Source organism: Mesorhizobium sp. M0030 (assembly GCF_040323695.1).
Classification (GTDB): domain Bacteria; phylum Pseudomonadota; class Alphaproteobacteria; order Rhizobiales; family Rhizobiaceae; genus Mesorhizobium.
Genome location: NZ_JAMYVE010000001.1, coordinates 183,419 through 198,998, shown reverse-complemented (window position 1 = coordinate 198,998; position 15,580 = coordinate 183,419). Strand labels below are relative to the sequence as shown.

Genomic DNA, 15,580 nt, shown 5'->3' with positions numbered 1-15,580 from the left:
GACATTGACGACGCATTGCAGCGCGGGCGAGACTATTGGAGCAATTCCAGGGAAAGTGTGAGCGGTTTCCCGTCCGGAATTGCGTTAAAGCAAAGGGTAGAGCGGTTTGCCGTTTCAGAAAACGGTGAAACGATCTAGCAGGAATCGGCTACGCTGAGACGCGGCCTTTTGGAGCTTTACGGGCGAATGAGCGAAGCCGGAAATTCGGACCCCGAAAACCTGGAGAAGCAAAAGGCCGTCGCCTATCGCGTGCTGGCGCGCAAATATCGTCCGTCGAATTTCTCCGAACTGATCGGCCAGGAGCCGATGGTCCGCACTTTGACCAACGCTTTCTCCACAGGCCGCATCGCCCAGGCCTGGATGCTGACCGGCGTGCGCGGCGTCGGTAAGACCACGACGGCGCGCATCCTGGCGCGGGCGCTCAACTACAAGACGCCGACGGTCGACCATCCCTCGGTCGACCTCGCCCTCCTGGGCGAGCACTGCCAGGCGATCATGGAAGGCCGCCATGTCGACGTCATCGAGATGGACGCCGCGTCGCATACCGGCATCGACGACATCAGGGACATTATCGAGCGCGTGCGCTATGCCCCGGTGTCGGCGCGCTACAAAGTCTACATCATCGACGAAGTGCACATGCTCTCCACCCAGGCCTTCAACGGCCTGTTGAAGACGCTGGAAGAGCCGCCGCCGCACGTCAAATTCATCTTTGCCACCACCGAAATCCGCAAAGTGCCGATCACCGTGCTGTCGCGCTGCCAGCGTTTCGACCTGAGACGCATCGATGCTGGCGCACTGGTCGCGCACCTCTCCTCGATTGCCGGCAAGGAAGGCATATCGGTCGACGACGACGCGCTGGCGATGATCGCGCGCGCCGCCGAAGGCTCGGCCCGCGATTCGCTCTCCATCCTCGACCAGGCGATCGCCCATGGCGGCGGCGCCGTCAGCGCCGAAGCGGTGCGCGCCATGCTGGGTCTCGCCGACCGCGCCCGCATCGTCGACCTGTTCGAACATGTCATGAAAGGCGATGTGGCGGCCGCCCTTGCCGAATTCCGCAACCAGTACGACACCGGCGCCGATCCGGCTGCCGTGCTGACCGATCTGGCCGAATTCAACCACCTCGTCACCCGGCTGCGCTTCGTGCCGACGGCTGCCGACGACGCTTCCCTGTCCGAGGATGAGCGCCGCCGCGGCGCCGACTTCGCCAGCACGCTGTCGGTCAAGGTTCTGTCGCGAACCTGGCAGATGCTCTTGAAAGGCATTCCCGAGGTGCAGTCGTCCAACCGACCGGTCAGCGCCGGCGAGATGGTGCTGATCCGGCTGGCGCATGCCGCCGACCTGCCGACGCTGGACGAGGCGCTGAAATCTCTGGAGAGCGGCGCTCCGGCGTCCGGTGGTGCGTCACGCCCGAATGGTGCGCCGGTAAATGCCGGCAATGGCGGCGGCGCCAGCGCGGTAGCGCAGACCCGGATGCCGTCCGGGCCAGCCGGTGCGCAAACCATGCGATTGGTCGACGCGCCCCCGGTCGCCTTTGTCGCGCCTCCGCAGCCGGTCGTCGAGCCGCAATCGCCGCCGCTGAAATCGCTGGCCGATATTGTCGCTCTTGCCGACGCGCAGCGTGACATCGCCTTTAAGGTGCTGGTCAAGAGCTGTATTCGCCTGGTGCGCATCGAGCCCGGCCGTATCGACGTCGGCCTGACCGCCGATGCGCCCAAGATGCTGCTCAACGACTTGACGACGAAGCTGCGCGCCTGGACCGGCCGCAACTGGCTGGTGTCATTGTCGAAGGAAGAGGGCGGCCAAACGCTGGCCGAGATGGAATCGACCAGGCGCGAGACTGCTTTCTCCGACGCGAAAAGCGATCCGGCTGTGGCCGCCATCCTGGCGCGCTTTCCCGGCGCCAAGATCATCGACGTGCGCATTCCCGACGCGCCGGAAGTCGACACCGACAAGGCCGAAGCGCCGGTCGAGCCGCCGTCCGACGACGACGAAACCTGACCATAGCCACGAATCCGCAAAGGACCCGACCATGAAAGATCTTCTCGGCCTGATGGGCAAGGCGAAGGAAATGCAGGCCAAGTTCCAGGCCATGCAGGACGAGATCGCGACGATTGAAGCAAGCGGGCAGGCGGGCGGCGGGCTGGTCAATGTCACGCTGACCGGCAAGTTCGAAATGAAGTCGCTGAAGATCGATCCGTCGCTGTTCAAGGAGGACGAGGTCGAGATTCTCGAAGACCTGCTGCTGGCCGCTCACAATGACGCCAAAAATAAGGTCGAGCAGATTATGCAGGAGAAGACCAAGGCGCTGACGGCAGGCTTGCCGATCCCGCCCGGAATGAAATTGCCGTTCTGAGCCGGCTCCAACCAGTTAATTGATTATGAAGGGAAATCGGCTGCGGAGGCTGTTGTTAAGACTTTCTCCGGCTTTGCTCACGCGGACATATCCGGGCATTTATAAAGTTTTACCTATGCTGCACGAAAGCTAATCCTTTAGCCATCTTTTTGCCTTTAAGAGTCTCATTCTTGCCACATCTCGGGGCAGGCTGGCATCTGGACAATGAGGCATTTTTGTTGATCGCGACGCGATGGAAGACGCCGCTTCTGCTCGGCATCATCTTCTCCCCTATGTTCCTGGCCGGTTGCAGCCAGACCACGTCTTCGCACGGCCTGTCGGTCGCCAGTCTGACCGACGCCATCACGCCCAGCTTCCTTTCGACGCGCGCCTACCGCAACACGCCGAAGGAGAAGGAATGTCTGGAGCGGGCGATGTTCTTCGAGTCCAACCGCTCGAGCCGTGACGGCATGATCGCCGTCGGCACGGTGGTGATGAACCGGCTGCGCTCCGGCAATCATGGCAGCACCATTTGCCAAGTGGTTGGCGAACCGGGCCAGTTCGCGCCCGGCGTGATGACGCGGGCGATGAATTCGAAAGCGATGCCCGATGTCGAGGAGGCCGCCGATGCGGTGCTCAAGGGCGAGCGCAAGGCCAAGCTGAAAAACACGATGTACTTCCACACCGCCGGCCTGAGGTTCCCCTACAAGAACATGCATTACACCATGGTTGCCGGCGGCAACGCCTTCTACGAGAAGCGCGGTCGCAACTGGCAGCCGCTGCCGGATGAATCCACGACCATGGTTGCCTCGGCGCAGCCGCGCGCGCCTGTGCCTGAAGCGCCGGTGCAGGTTGCCTACGCCGAGCCGGTGGTGAAGACCATTGTCCGTCCAGATCCTGCCAAGCAGGCCGCGGCGGTTCGCGCAGCCAAGGCGACACGTGCCCCGGCCGAGCAGACCTATGTGACGGCTTCCGCGGCGCCCGCCAAGAGCGCCCGCGTCGCCGCCAAGCAGACGGAGGTGGCGATGCAGGAGCCGATGGCCGAGCCCGATGCCTCGCGTTTCGGCGGCACGCTGAACGCCCGCCACATCACCTCGGTTCCATCGGCAACGCAGGAAGCGTCGATGGGCTTCCAGTCGACGCCTGAGAATACCGACGCTATCGGCGCGATGATTATCGACCAGACCCGGCCAGCGTCAGCTTACTGACGCCAAAAACAGTTTCCAAGCCCGCCATGGCAGCATGGCGGGCTCGGTGCGTATGCGGCATGTTTCAAAGCGCGCGGAAAAATCCTAGATCAGTGCGATGTCGAAGCGAATCGCCGGTCCCGAGATCGAACGCCTGATCCAGCTCCTGGCCAAGGTGCCGGGGCTAGGGCCGCGTTCGGCCAGGCGTGCGGCACTGCACCTCATCAAGAAGAAGGAGCAGCTTTTGTCGCCGCTCGCCGCCGCCATGGCTGAAGCCGCCGACAAGGTGCGCATCTGCACGACCTGCGGCAACGTCGATACCTCCGACCCTTGCATGATCTGCACCGATCCGCGCCGCGATGCCTCGACGCTGATCGTCGTCGAGGATGTCTCCGACCTCTGGGCGCTGGAGCGGGCGGCGGCCATGAATGTGCGCTACCACGTGCTCGGCGGCACGCTATCGCCGCTCGACGGCATCGGCCCCGACCAGCTCAATGTCCGCTCGCTGGTCGACCGCGTCGCCGGCGGCGAGGTGAAGGAGGTGATCCTCGCCGTCAACGCCACGGTCGAGGGCCAGACGACGGCGCATTATCTCACCGACCAGCTCTCGGGTTTCGAGATCAAGGTCACCAGACTTGCGCATGGCGTGCCGGTCGGCGGCGAACTCGACTATCTGGATGAGGGGACGCTGGCGGCGGCCTTGCGCTCGCGGACGGCGTTTTGACGCAATTGGCGGGCAGGATGTGCGACATGAAAGCTTCGCATTCTTCGAGGTTTGCGCCAAACACCCCCCTCTGTCCTGCCGGACATCTCCCCCTCAAGGGGGGAGATCAGCAGCTTCTCGGGCGGCATTCTTCTTTCAACGCTGGTGGTTGGCGAAAACCGAAGCGACAGCCAATCTCCCCCCTTGAGGGGGAGATGTCCGGCAGGACAGAGGGGGGCGCGACAGAACGCGGATCTTTTGGATTGGCGCTCGTTGCGCTTCTCGCATCCCTCGTTGCCCTGCTTTTTGTAGCCCCCGCCTCCGCCGCCAAAATCGACGACCAGTTCCGCGCCTGGCTGAAAACCGATCTCTGGCCGGAAGCCCAGACCAAAGGCATCTCCAAATCCACCTTCGACGCCGCTTTCGACGGCGTGAAGCCGAACCTCAAATTGCCCGACCTCGTCCTGCCCGGCGAGAAACCCAAAACTCCGCAAAAACAGCATCAGGCCGAGTTCGGTTCGCCCGGCGCCTATTTCGCCGAAAAGACGGTGCGCGCCGTCACGTCAGGTGGGCGCACGCGCGAGGCGGCCAACGCCAAGACGCTGGCTGCGATCGAAAAGCGCTACGGTGTCCCGGGCGAGATACTGTTGGCGATCTGGGGCCGCGAGACCGGCTTCGGCGCGGCGAAAATGCCCTACGACGCCTTCGAGGTTCTCGGCACCAAGGCGTTCATGTCGACCAAGAAGGACTTCTTCCGCACCGAGGTACTGGCGGCGCTCGAGATCGTCGAGCATGGGTTGGCGCCGGTCGGCGCCATGAAATCGTCCTGGGCCGGCGCGCTCGGCCAGCCGCAATTCATGCCGACCTCGTTCCTGAAGCACGCCGTCGACTACGACGGTGATGGGCACCCGGACATCTGGAATTCGACGCCGGACGTGCTGGCCTCGATCGCCAACTATCTCGTCCACTATGGCTGGGTGAAGGGGCGTGGCTGGGGTTTCGAGGTGACGGTTCCGGAAAGCGTTTCCTGCTCGCTCGAAGGTCCCGACCAGGGCAAGAAGATCTCAGCCTGGGCGGCGATGGGAATCAGCCGCGTCGGCGGCAAAGCCTTTCCGGCCAACGAACCGAAGGCGGAAGGGTTCCTTTTGATGCCGGCCGGACGCAGCGGTCCGGCCTTCATCGCCACGACAAATTTCTACGTGCTGAAGCAATACAACACCAGCGACCTCTACGCCCTGTTCATCGGCCATGGCGCTGACCGCATCGCCCATGGCGATGCTGATTTCGTCGGCAGCTGGGGTGCGGTCGGCGGCCTGCATCGTTCCGACATCGCCGCGCTGCAACGGGCGCTGGAGGCCAAGGGCTACGATGTCGGCAGCGCCGACGGCCTGCCCGGCTTCAAGACCCGCCGCTCGATCGGCTCCTGGCAGGAAAAGAACGGCCGCCCCGCCACCTGCTTCCCCGACGCCGATCTGGTTGCTGCCATCAAGTAACACCGAAAAGAGCAGATTTTTCCCCATCGGCGGCTGCAATTGGCTCGCCCATGCTTCGACGCGCACAGCATATTCCGGTCCAGTATGCCGGCTCGCAAAAATGCCCGTTGCCGGTTGGAGGGCTGCCGGATAGGGTGTTGACCAACTGGAAAAAAATCAACACGGTATGGGGTCTAACGGTCGTCCTCCGGCCGCGAAAAAGATTACTGCAGCCCTGAGCCGGGAACTCGGGGTCAACAATCAACAAAACAGGGAACAATCATCATGATGATGGAAAAGTTTGCTCTACGTTCGCGCGTCTGGCTCGCAGGTGCTGCCATGTCCGCTCTGCTCATTGGCGTCGCGCCGGCCTTTGCCGTGACCCCCGCCGACACGCTGGTCGAAGGTTTTGCCATCGACGACATCATCTCCATGGATCCGGGCGAGGCGTTCGAACTGTCGACCGCAGAGGTCACCGGCAACACCTATGATCTGCTGGTCCGCCTCGACCTCAGCGACACCTCCAAGGTCAAGGGCGACCTTGCCGAGAGCTGGACCGTTTCCGACGACGGCCTGGTCTATACGTTCAAGCTCAAGCCCGGCCTAAAGTTCGCTTCGGGCAATCCACTGACCGCGGCCGATGTCGCCTATTCCTTCGAGCGCGCCATCAAGCTGGACAAGCCGCCGGCATTCATCATCAACCAGTTCGGCATCAGCGGCGACAATGTTGCCGACAAGGCCAAGGCCGTCGACGACACCACCTTCCAGTTCACCGTCGACAAGGCCTATGCGCCGAGCTTCGTGTTAAACTGCCTGTCGGCAACGGTCGCTTCGGTCGTCGACGCAAAGCTGGTCAAGGAACATGTCGCCGCGGTGACGCCAAGTGCCGACTACAAATGGGACAACGATTTCGGCAACGCCTTCCTGAAGACCGGTTATGCCGGCTCCGGCGCCTACAAGCTGCGCGAATGGCGGGCCAATGAGGTCGTCGTGCTCGAGCGCAACGACAATTACAATGGCGAGAAGGCCAAGCTCGCCCGCGTCATCTACCGCAACATGAAGGAAAGCTCGGCACAGCGCCTGGCGCTCGAAGCAGGCGACATCGACGTTGCTCGCAACCTCGAGCCGAACGATCTCGACGCCATCGCCAAGAATGCCGATCTCACCACGACCAGCGCGCCGAAGGGCACGGTCTATTATATCAGCCTCAACCAGAAGAATCCGAACCTCGCCAAGCCCGAGGTTCGCCAGGCGTTCAAATATCTGGTCGACTACGATGCGCTGAGCACGACCATCCTCAAGGGCATTGGCGAGATTCACCAGACCTTCCTGCCCAAGGGCGTTCTGGGCGAACTGGACGAAAATCCGTTCAAGTTCGACGTCGCCAAGGCCAAGGAACTGCTGACCAAGGCCGGCCTGGCCGACGGCTTCAGCGTAACCATGGACGTACGCACGGGACAGCCGACCACCGGCATGGCGGAATCGATCCAGCAGACGCTTGGCCAAGCCGGCATCAAGCTGGAAATTATCCCCGGCGACGGCAAGCAGACGCTGACCAAATACCGCGCCCGCAATCATGACATCTATATCGGCCAGTGGGGCCAGGACTATTTCGATCCGAACTCCAACGCCCAGACCTTTGCCTCAAACCCGGACAATTCGGATGAAGGCAAGACCAAGACGCTGGCCTGGCGCAATGCCTGGGACATCCCGGACCTGACAAAGCAGACCGAAGCAGCCTTGCTGGAGAAGGATGCCGGCAAGCGCGCCGATATGTACAAGAGCCTTGAAAAGACGATCCTCGACACCAGCCCCTTCGTCATCATCCACCAGCAATTGGAAGTGGCAGGCCTGCGCAAAAACCTGAAAGGCTTTGCGCTCGGTCCGAGCTTCGACACCAACTTCGTCGGCCCGGTCTCCAAGGAATAGCGCCGGCGGACGCGCCCTGATGAGCGCGATTGAAAACCAGGCGACGGCGGGGCAGGGAAGCGCCCGCGCCGTCGCTATCTTGTTGGCGATCGGCCGCTTCCTGGTCATCGCCGTCACCACCTATCTCGGCCTGCTCGCGGTGACCTTTTTCATCGGCCGCGTCATCCCGATCGATCCGGTGCTGGCGGTGCTCGGCGACCGCGCACCGGCCAATGTCGTCGAGCGCACCCGCCGCGAGATGGGGCTCGATCTTCCGTTGATCGAGCAATTCTATATCTATCTCAAGCATGCGCTGAACGGTGATTTCGGCACCTCGGTGCTGACCACCAATCCGGTGATGACCGACATCCGCCGCGCCTTTCCGGCAACGATCGAACTGGCGACGCTGGGCACTCTGATAGGCTCGTTGATTGGCGTGCCGCTCGGCGTGCTGGCAGCGGTAAAACGCGGCAGTCTCATCGACCAGATCGTTCGCATTGTCGGCCTGATTGGCTATTCCGTGCCTATCTTCTGGATCGGGCTTCTGGGGCTTGTCCTGTTCTACGCCAAGCTCCAATGGGTAGCTTTTCCCGGCCGCCTCGACATCGTCTACGAGTACACATTCACACCGATCACCGGCTTCTACCTGCTCGACGCCGCGCTGCAGGGCCAGTGGGATGTCTTCTACGACGCTTACCGCCACATCATCCTGCCGGCAGGGCTGCTGGGCTATTTCTCGCTCGCCTATATCAGCCGAATGACGCGCTCCTTCATGCTGAACGAGCTGTCGCAGGAATACATCGTCGCCGCGCGCGCCAAGGGCCTGTCTGAAACGCGAATCATCTGGGGCCATGCGCTGCGCAACGCCGCGGTGCCGATGGTCACGGTGATCGCGCTGTCCTATGCCGGGCTGCTCGAAGGTTCGGTGCTGACCGAGACGGTGTTCTCCTGGCCCGGCATCGGCCTCTACATCACCAATTCGCTGCAGAACGCCGACATGAACGCCGTGCTCGGCGGCACCATCGTCATCGGTTCGGTGTTCATCGGCATCAATCTCCTGTCCGATGTTCTCTACAAGGTGCTCGATCCGAGGACGAAGACAGGATGAGCGCCGAAGCAATCCAAACGCGCCGCGATTGGCTGCTCAGCGATCGGCCGGCCTCGCGCATGCAGGCAAGGCTCGGCCGCGCCTATGTCGCCTGGCGGCGCTTTTCCGCCAACCGGCTGGCGTTTCTCGGCCTGCTCATCATCATCGCGCTGCTGCTGGTCGCCGCCTTTGCCGATGTGCTGGCGCCCTATTCGCCGACCATCGGCGATCTCAAGAACGCGCGGCTTTTGGCGCCGAGTGCGGCGCATTGGTTCGGCACCGACGATCTCGGCCGCGATATCTATTCGCGCATTCTTTTCGGCTCGCGCTGGACGCTCTACGTCGTCATTCTTGTCGCCGTCATCGCAGCCCCCATCGGCCTTTTGGTCGGCACCGTCGCCGGCTATGCCGGCGGCTGGACCGATGCCATTCTGATGCGCATTACCGACATCTTCCTCGCCTTTCCCAAGCTGATCCTGGCGCTGGCCTTTGTCGCGGCCCTTGGCCCCGGCATCGAAAACGCGGTGCTGGCCATCGCCATCACCTCGTGGCCGCCTTACGCCCGAATTGCGCGGGCCGAGACGATGACCGTGCGCAATTCGGATTACATCAAGGCGGTGCAATTGATGGGCGCCTCTCCGTTCCGCATCGTGCTGCGCCACATCATGCCGCTATGCATCTCTTCGCTCATCATCCGGGTGACGCTCGACATGGCCGGCATCATCCTCACCGCCGCCGGCCTCGGTTTCCTTGGCCTCGGCGCGCAGCCGCCGCTGCCGGAATGGGGCACCATGATCGCGTCCGGCCGTCGCTTCGTGCTCGACCAATGGTGGGTGGCCGGCGCGCCCGGCTTCGCCATCCTGATCGTCAGTCTCGGCTTCAACCTGCTGGGCGACGGCCTGCGCGATGCGCTCGATCCCCGGAGTGGCGACCAATGAGTGGTGACCAATGAGCGGTGCACTTCTCGATGTCGACGACCTGCGCGTCACCTTCCCGACTCGGACCGGCCTCATCCAGGCGGTGCGCGGCGTCACCTTCTCGCTCGGCCGAGAGCGGCTGGGCATTGTCGGCGAAAGCGGCTCCGGCAAGTCGCAGACCGGCCGCGCCATCATGGGGCTGACGCCGCCGCAGGCTCTGGTTTCGGCCAAGAAGCTCGCCTTGGACGGCATCGATCTTTTGGACATACCCGCCCGCCAGCGCCGGGCGCTGCGCGGCAAACGCATCGCCATGATCCTGCAGGATCCGAAATATTCGCTCGACCCGGTGATGAGCATCGGCCGCCAGATCGTCGAGACGCTGCGCACGCATGAAAAGGTCTCCAAGGCCGAAGCGCGCGAGCGGGCGCTGGCCATGCTGGAAGCTGTGCAGATCCGCGATCCCTCGCGTGTCTTCGACCTGCATCCGCACGAGGTGTCCGGCGGGATGGGCCAGCGCGCCATGATCGCAATGATGCTGATCGCCGGACCGGAACTGATGATCGCCGACGAGCCGACCTCGGCGCTCGACGTCACCGTTCAGCTCGATGTGCTCGGCATCCTCGACCGCTTGGTCAGTGAGCGCGGCATGGGTCTGATCTTCATCTCGCACGATCTGCGGCTGGTCGCCTCCTTCTGCGACCGCGTCATCGTCATGTATGCCGGCAAGGTGGTCGAGCAGCTCAAGGCGTCGGAGCTGCGCGACGCCCAGCATCCCTACACGCGCGGCCTGCTCAACTGCATGCCCAGGATCGGTTACGAACGCCACCCGCTGCCGGTGCTCGACCGCAAGCCGGAGTGGGCGGCATGACGCCAGCCATTTCGATTGAAGGGCTGGAGGTGGTGTTCGACCGTTTTCGCGCGCTGAAAGGGGCGAACCTCGAGGTGAAGTCCGGCGAATCCTTCGGCCTGGTCGGCGAGAGCGGTTCCGGCAAGTCGACGCTGCTCAAAGCCATTGCCGGCCTGGTGCCTGTCGCATCCGGTACTATCACGGTCAATGGCAAGACGCTGGGAGCGCGCCGCGACAAGGCTTTTTATCGCGAAGTGCAGATGGTCTTCCAGGACCCCTATGGTTCGCTGCACCCGCGTCAGACCGTCGACCGCCTGCTACAGGAGCCGCTCGCCATTCACGGCTTTGCCGATGGCGAGCAACGCATCCAGCGCGCCCTCGACGAGGTCGGATTAGGCAACGGTTTCCGTTTCCGCTACGCGCACCAGCTCTCCGGCGGTCAGCGTCAGCGCGTGGCGATCGCGCGGGCGCTCATCCTCGAACCGTCGATCCTGCTGCTCGACGAACCAACCTCGGCGCTCGACGCTTCGGTGCAGGCGGAAGTGCTCAACCTGCTGGAAGAGGTTCGCCGTCGGCGCAAGCTGACCTTCCTGATGGTCAGCCACGACCTCGCCATCATCACCCATATGTGCGAGCGCCTGATGGTGATGCAGAACGGCGAAGCGGTGGAGAACCTGACGGCGGGCCAGCTGATCGGGCACCGCGTGGAGAAGGATTACACACGCAATTTGCTTAGGGCGAGCGAGGGGTTTGTTCGGACGGCGTGAACTAGTTTCTTCCGCAGAATAATCGCTTGGGGAATTCCATGGAAGAATGGAAGTTTGCAGATCCGCCCAATGTCGCGGTGCTATCGGACAAGAGCATATTCAAACGGGGCGACTGGATCGCATACGTTGTGCATGAAGCTGACGATGACGAGAACTACAACGATGAAGGGGGCAGTTGGCAATTCTATAGCAGCGACTCTCGAGATTGGGATGAACGCGAGATAATGCTCGTTGGCCTGCAAGAGGTGGTGCAGCAGGATGAAAGCATCCTGGCATTGGCCGACTTGCCAAAAGGCTGGCATGCTTGGCGGACGTCAAAATCATCGCCATGGCAGCGAGCGAAATCGCGCCCCGAACCCTCTAACGATAACGAATGATCCGGCAAAGCCTTAAGCGGGGTCTTGCGCCAGTTCGCCGTTCTCCGGAACAGATGGTTCGTCCCCCTGCTTAGGCTCCTTGATCCTGAACCACGTCACATAAAGCGCCGGCAGGAACAGCAGCGTGATCGCCGTGCCGGCGATGATGCCGCCCATCATGGCGTAGGCCATCGGGCCCCAGAACACTTCGCGCGCGATCGGGATCAGCGCTAGGCTGGCGGCCGCGGCCGTCAGCGCGATCGGCCGCATGCGGTGCTCGGTCGCTTCGATCACGGCTTCCCAGCGGTCTTGGCCCTCGGCCACCAGATCCTCGATCTGCACGATCAGGATCACCTGAGTTGCGGATCAGGATGCCGATCAGCGCCAGGACGCCCAGAATGGCGACGAAGCCGAGCGGTGCGCCGCTCGGCACCAGGGCCGCGACCACGCCGATCAGGCCGAGCGGCGCCACCGCCACGACCAGGAACAGGCGCTGAAAACTTTGCAACTGGATCATCAGGATGGTCGCCATCACGAACAGCATCAGCGGCACCACCGCTGCGATCGGTCCCTGGCTTTTGGCGCTTTCCTCGACCGAGCCGGCGGTTGCAACGGAATAGCCGGGCGGCAGTTTGGCGATGAAGGCGTCGACCGACGGCTTCAATTCGTTGACGACGGTGGCCGGCAGCACGTCGCCAACGAGGCCTGCGCGAACGGTGATCATCGGGATGCGGTTGCGCCGCCACACCGTCGGCTGTTCGAGGTCGTAGCGGAAGTTCGCCACCGCGGCGAGCGGGATCGCTTCGCCGTTCCCGGTGACGGGTGAGCTGTCACGGACTGCCCCGTACGTGTATCGGTCGGCTGGTTAAGACCGGTCTGTCGAAGTGGCCCGCATCGACGACAGGCCCAATCGCCCGGCGGCGGTGCCAACTTGAGGAAAACGTGAAATAAGGTCAGAAGAGGCTTGGCATTCATCTAACGAGAACGGGCGTCGGCCCGATGAGGGACGAAATGAAGAACGCAGCCATTTCCGAGCGCAAGAACCAGTCGATCTCGCGCGGCGTCGGCATGACGACGCAGATCTATGCCGACCGCGCCGAGAATTCGGAGATCTGGGATGTAGAAGGCCGCCGATACATCGATTTCTCCTCCGGTATCGCCGTCGTCAACACCGGCCACCGCCATCCCAGGGTGATCGAGGCGGTCAAGGCACAGCTCGACCGCTTCACCCATACCTGCCACCAGGTCGTGCCCTATGAGAGCTATGTCAGGCTGGCCGAACGGCTGAACGGCATGCTGCCCGGCAAGTTCGAGAAGAAGACCATCTTCGTCACTACGGGTGCTGAAGCGGTCGAGAACGCCATCAAGATCGCCCGCAACGCCACTGGCCGCCAAGCCGTCATCGCCTTTGCCGGCGGCTTCCACGGCCGCACCTTCATGGGCATGGCGCTGACCGGCAAGGTCGTGCCCTACAAGGTCGGCTTCGGCGCCATGCCGGGCGACGTCTACCACGCGCCGTTTCCGGTGCCGCTGCACGGCGTGTCTACAGCCGATTCGCTGGTCGCACTCGACAAACTGTTCAAGGCCGATGTCGATCCGGCTCGCGTTGCCGCCATCATCATCGAGCCGGTCCAGGGCGAGGGCGGCTTCTACGACGCGCCGCGCGAATTCCTGACGGCGCTGCGCAAGCTCTGCGACCAGCACGGCATGCTGCTGATCGCCGATGAGGTGCAGACCGGCTTTGCCCGCACCGGCAAGATGTTCGCCATGGATCATCATGAGGTCGCGGCCGACATTACCACCATGGCGAAAAGCCTGGCCGGCGGCTTCCCGCTGGCGGCGGTCACCGGCCGCGCCGAGATCATGGATGCGCCCGGTCCTGGCGGGCTCGGCGGCACCTATGGCGGCAGCCCGATCGGTGTCGCCGCAGCACACGCCGTGCTCGACGTAATCGAGGACGAAAAGCTGTGCGACCGCGCCAATACGCTGGGCGCCCGGCTGAAACAGCGGCTGCAGTCGATCCGCGACGATGTGCCCGAGATTGTCGACATCAGGGGTCTCGGCTTCATGAACGCGGTCGAGCTCAACGACGTCAAGAGGGGCCTGCCGTCGGCCGAGATCGCCAATGCGATCCGGCTGAAGGCGCTCGACAAGGGGCTGATCCTGCTGACCTGCGGCGTCTACGGCAACGTCATCCGTTTCCTGGCTCCGATCACCATCCAGGACAATGTCATGAACGAGGCGCTCGACATTCTGGAAAGCTCGATCCGCGAAGTCTGCGCTGCCTAGCGCAAAACCCTACCTCCCCTTGTGGGGAGGTCGGACCGCAGGTCCGGGTGGGGGGCCTCGCGCCGACCCCAACCCCGCTGCTTCGCAGCGACCCTCCCCACAAGGGGGAGGGTAAGTGCGTCTAGCCCGCAGCCCGTGCCGGCTCATCCTGCTGGAACGCTGCCAGTGCAGCCTTCAGCCCGTCAGGTCCCTCAGCAATCGTCTGCGCCATCGGCGAAAACCCGGCCCCGAGCATCTTGCGGCCCAGCATATGGTCGCCCGGCCTGTTGACGGATTCGATGCCGAGCAGCCGGCTTCCAGCATAGTGGTAGATCGAGAACTTGTTCTCAGCGAGGTCGCCCAGCACGACATGGCTGTCGCCGCCCGAGGTCAGCCCGACCATCTGCAGTTTCATGTCGCCGATGTCAGACCAGAACCACGGCACCGCCGCATAGGCGTCCGTATGGCCGGTGATCGTGCGTGCGGCAAGCCGCGCCTGGTCGGTGGCGTTCTGCACCGATTCCAGCCGCACGTCGCCGCCGGTCGACCAGTGGCGGTAGGAAGCGGCGTCGCCGATGGCCAGAATATCAGGCACTGAGGTGCGCATCTGTTGGTCGACGCGGATGCCATTGGCGACAGTCAGTCCGGCAGCCTGCGCAAGTTCGACATTCGGCACGGCGCCGATGCCGACGATGACCATGCGCGCGGGCAGCCTTTCGCCGGTGGAGGTGATGGCAGCGCAGACATGGCGGTTTTCCCCTTCCAGCCTGGCAATGGTGGTGCCGGTGAGGATACGCACGCCGATCGCCTCCAGCCGTTGGCGGACATGGCTCGCCACCACCGGCGCCACGGCGCGGCCAAGCAGCCGGTCGACAGCCTCGACCAGGGTGACGTTGCGGCCGGCGGCCCTCAGCGTTGCCGCGATCTCCAGCCCGATGAAGCCGCCGCCGAGGATGACCACGTCTTCGCTTTGGGCGCTGAGCGCGCGGATCAGCCGCGCATCGGCGATCGAGCGCAGCGACAGCACGCCCGAGAGGTCGGCGCCCGGCAGCGGCAGAAGCCGCGGCCGCGAACCGGTGGCCAGGATGAGCCGGTCGAACGGCAGCACGCCGCCGCCCGCTATGTCCAGCTTGCGGCCTGCCGTATCGATGCTGTCGATTCGGACGCCCGGCCTGAAGTCGATGGCGCTGCCGGTGTAAAAGGCCTCGCCGCGCAAGGGTTGCGGCTTGGCATCGGCGTCCTTGATGAAGGTCTTCGACAGCGGCGGCTTGTGATAGGGCAGATCGGTTTCGTCGCCGATCAGTATGACAGGCCCGTCATAGCCTTCCTCGCGCAGGCTGGCGGCCGCTTGCACGCCCGCATGACCCGCACCGACAATGACGACCCCGTTCTTCATCGCAACCCGAATTCCTGTTTCAAATCTGGAGCATGATGCCGAAAAGTGTGAAGCGGTTTTCGGACGACATCATGCTTTGATTGTGAGCCGTTCCGCCAGATGGCGATTGTCTGCCGCCGTCGCAAGAGCCCCGGTCCGGGTCGCACCCGGAACGTCGCTTGTCAATCGCGGCGTCTCTCACCTTGGCTGCTGGCTACGATTTAAAGTTGATAGTGCTAGTTTAGAATAATTCTAAACTGTTGTTTCAATTGAATTTTCTAGGGTTCACCAGTTGACTTCCGGCCTCGCCATCGTTTTATGGAGGCTCGCGCGTCAGCGCATCCCTTTGATGTTTGGGCCT

At 63.1% G+C, this 15,580-nt stretch carries 13 protein-coding genes and 1 pseudogene; 12 read left to right on the top strand and 2 right to left on the bottom strand.

What is annotated here, in order from left to right; genetic code table 11:
- Positions 1-186: 186 nt before the first annotated feature.
- The 11 genes from NKJ80_RS00945 (at position 187) to NKJ80_RS00895 (ending at position 11,597) form a co-directional block, all read left to right on the top strand.
- Positions 187-1,998 (top strand): DNA polymerase III subunit gamma/tau, encoded by a 1,812-nt coding sequence (locus NKJ80_RS00945; RefSeq protein WP_352496878.1) that lies wholly within the window; start codon positions 187-189, stop codon positions 1,996-1,998.
- Between the two features lie 31 nt (positions 1,999-2,029).
- Positions 2,030-2,353 carry a YbaB/EbfC family nucleoid-associated protein gene (locus NKJ80_RS00940; protein ID WP_023669519.1) on the top strand — a complete coding sequence of 108 codons (324 nt, stop codon included), beginning with the start codon at positions 2,030-2,032 and terminating at the stop codon, positions 2,351-2,353.
- 218 nt (positions 2,354-2,571) lie between these two features.
- The gene (locus NKJ80_RS00935) at positions 2,572-3,540 is read left to right on the top strand and encodes a cell wall hydrolase (protein WP_023696746.1); all 969 of its coding nucleotides are present in this window, start codon (positions 2,572-2,574) and stop codon (positions 3,538-3,540) included.
- Between the two features lie 97 nt (positions 3,541-3,637).
- Positions 3,638-4,243, top strand: a complete 606-nt coding sequence (recR, locus tag NKJ80_RS00930; protein ID WP_023696745.1) for a recombination mediator RecR — start codon at positions 3,638-3,640, stop codon at positions 4,241-4,243.
- A 194-nt stretch (positions 4,244-4,437) separates the two neighbouring features.
- Positions 4,438-5,715 carry a lytic murein transglycosylase gene (locus tag NKJ80_RS00925; RefSeq protein ID WP_023696744.1) on the top strand — a complete coding sequence of 426 codons (1,278 nt, stop codon included), beginning with the start codon at positions 4,438-4,440 and terminating at the stop codon, positions 5,713-5,715.
- Positions 5,716-5,979: 264 nt separating this feature from the next.
- Positions 5,980-7,623 (top strand): ABC transporter substrate-binding protein, encoded by a 1,644-nt coding sequence (locus tag NKJ80_RS00920; protein WP_023725785.1) that lies wholly within the window; start codon positions 5,980-5,982, stop codon positions 7,621-7,623.
- Positions 7,624-7,642: 19 nt separating this feature from the next.
- Positions 7,643-8,710: an ABC transporter permease gene (locus NKJ80_RS00915; RefSeq protein WP_023669524.1), complete on the top strand. Its 1,068-nt coding sequence runs from the start codon at positions 7,643-7,645 to the stop codon at positions 8,708-8,710.
- Positions 8,707-9,627: a nickel transporter permease gene (nikC, locus tag NKJ80_RS00910; RefSeq protein WP_023682024.1), complete on the top strand. Its 921-nt coding sequence runs from the start codon at positions 8,707-8,709 to the stop codon at positions 9,625-9,627. Before NKJ80_RS00915 ends, nikC begins: the two co-directional genes overlap by 4 nt.
- Positions 9,628-9,637: 10 nt before the next feature.
- On the top strand, positions 9,638-10,474 hold the full coding sequence (locus NKJ80_RS00905) for an ABC transporter ATP-binding protein (RefSeq protein ID WP_023669526.1): 837 nt from the start codon (positions 9,638-9,640) through the stop codon (positions 10,472-10,474).
- Positions 10,471-11,220 carry an ABC transporter ATP-binding protein gene (locus NKJ80_RS00900; protein WP_023669527.1) on the top strand — a complete coding sequence of 250 codons (750 nt, stop codon included), beginning with the start codon at positions 10,471-10,473 and terminating at the stop codon, positions 11,218-11,220. Before NKJ80_RS00905 ends, NKJ80_RS00900 begins: the two co-directional genes overlap by 4 nt.
- A gap of 38 nt (positions 11,221-11,258) precedes the next feature.
- On the top strand, positions 11,259-11,597 hold the full coding sequence (locus NKJ80_RS00895; RefSeq protein WP_023696743.1) for a DUF2185 domain-containing protein: 339 nt from the start codon (positions 11,259-11,261) through the stop codon (positions 11,595-11,597).
- Positions 11,598-11,609: 12 nt separating this feature from the next.
- On the opposite strand, the pseudogene NKJ80_RS00890 reads toward NKJ80_RS00895, so the two are convergent.
- Positions 11,610-12,393: pseudogene (locus NKJ80_RS00890) on the bottom strand (efflux RND transporter permease subunit); the annotation flags it as partial.
- A 194-nt stretch (positions 12,394-12,587) separates the two neighbouring features.
- On the opposite strand from NKJ80_RS00890, the gene NKJ80_RS00885 reads away from it, so the two are divergent.
- On the top strand, positions 12,588-13,865 hold the full coding sequence (locus NKJ80_RS00885) for a 4-aminobutyrate--2-oxoglutarate transaminase (RefSeq protein WP_023738174.1): 1,278 nt from the start codon (positions 12,588-12,590) through the stop codon (positions 13,863-13,865).
- Positions 13,866-13,986: 121 nt separating this feature from the next.
- Here NKJ80_RS00885 and NKJ80_RS00880 read toward each other — a convergent pair whose 3' ends face one another.
- The gene (locus NKJ80_RS00880; protein ID WP_023696740.1) at positions 13,987-15,240 is read right to left on the bottom strand and encodes an NAD(P)/FAD-dependent oxidoreductase; all 1,254 of its coding nucleotides are present in this window, start codon (positions 15,238-15,240) and stop codon (positions 13,987-13,989) included.
- Between the last annotated feature and the right edge of the window lie 340 nt (positions 15,241-15,580).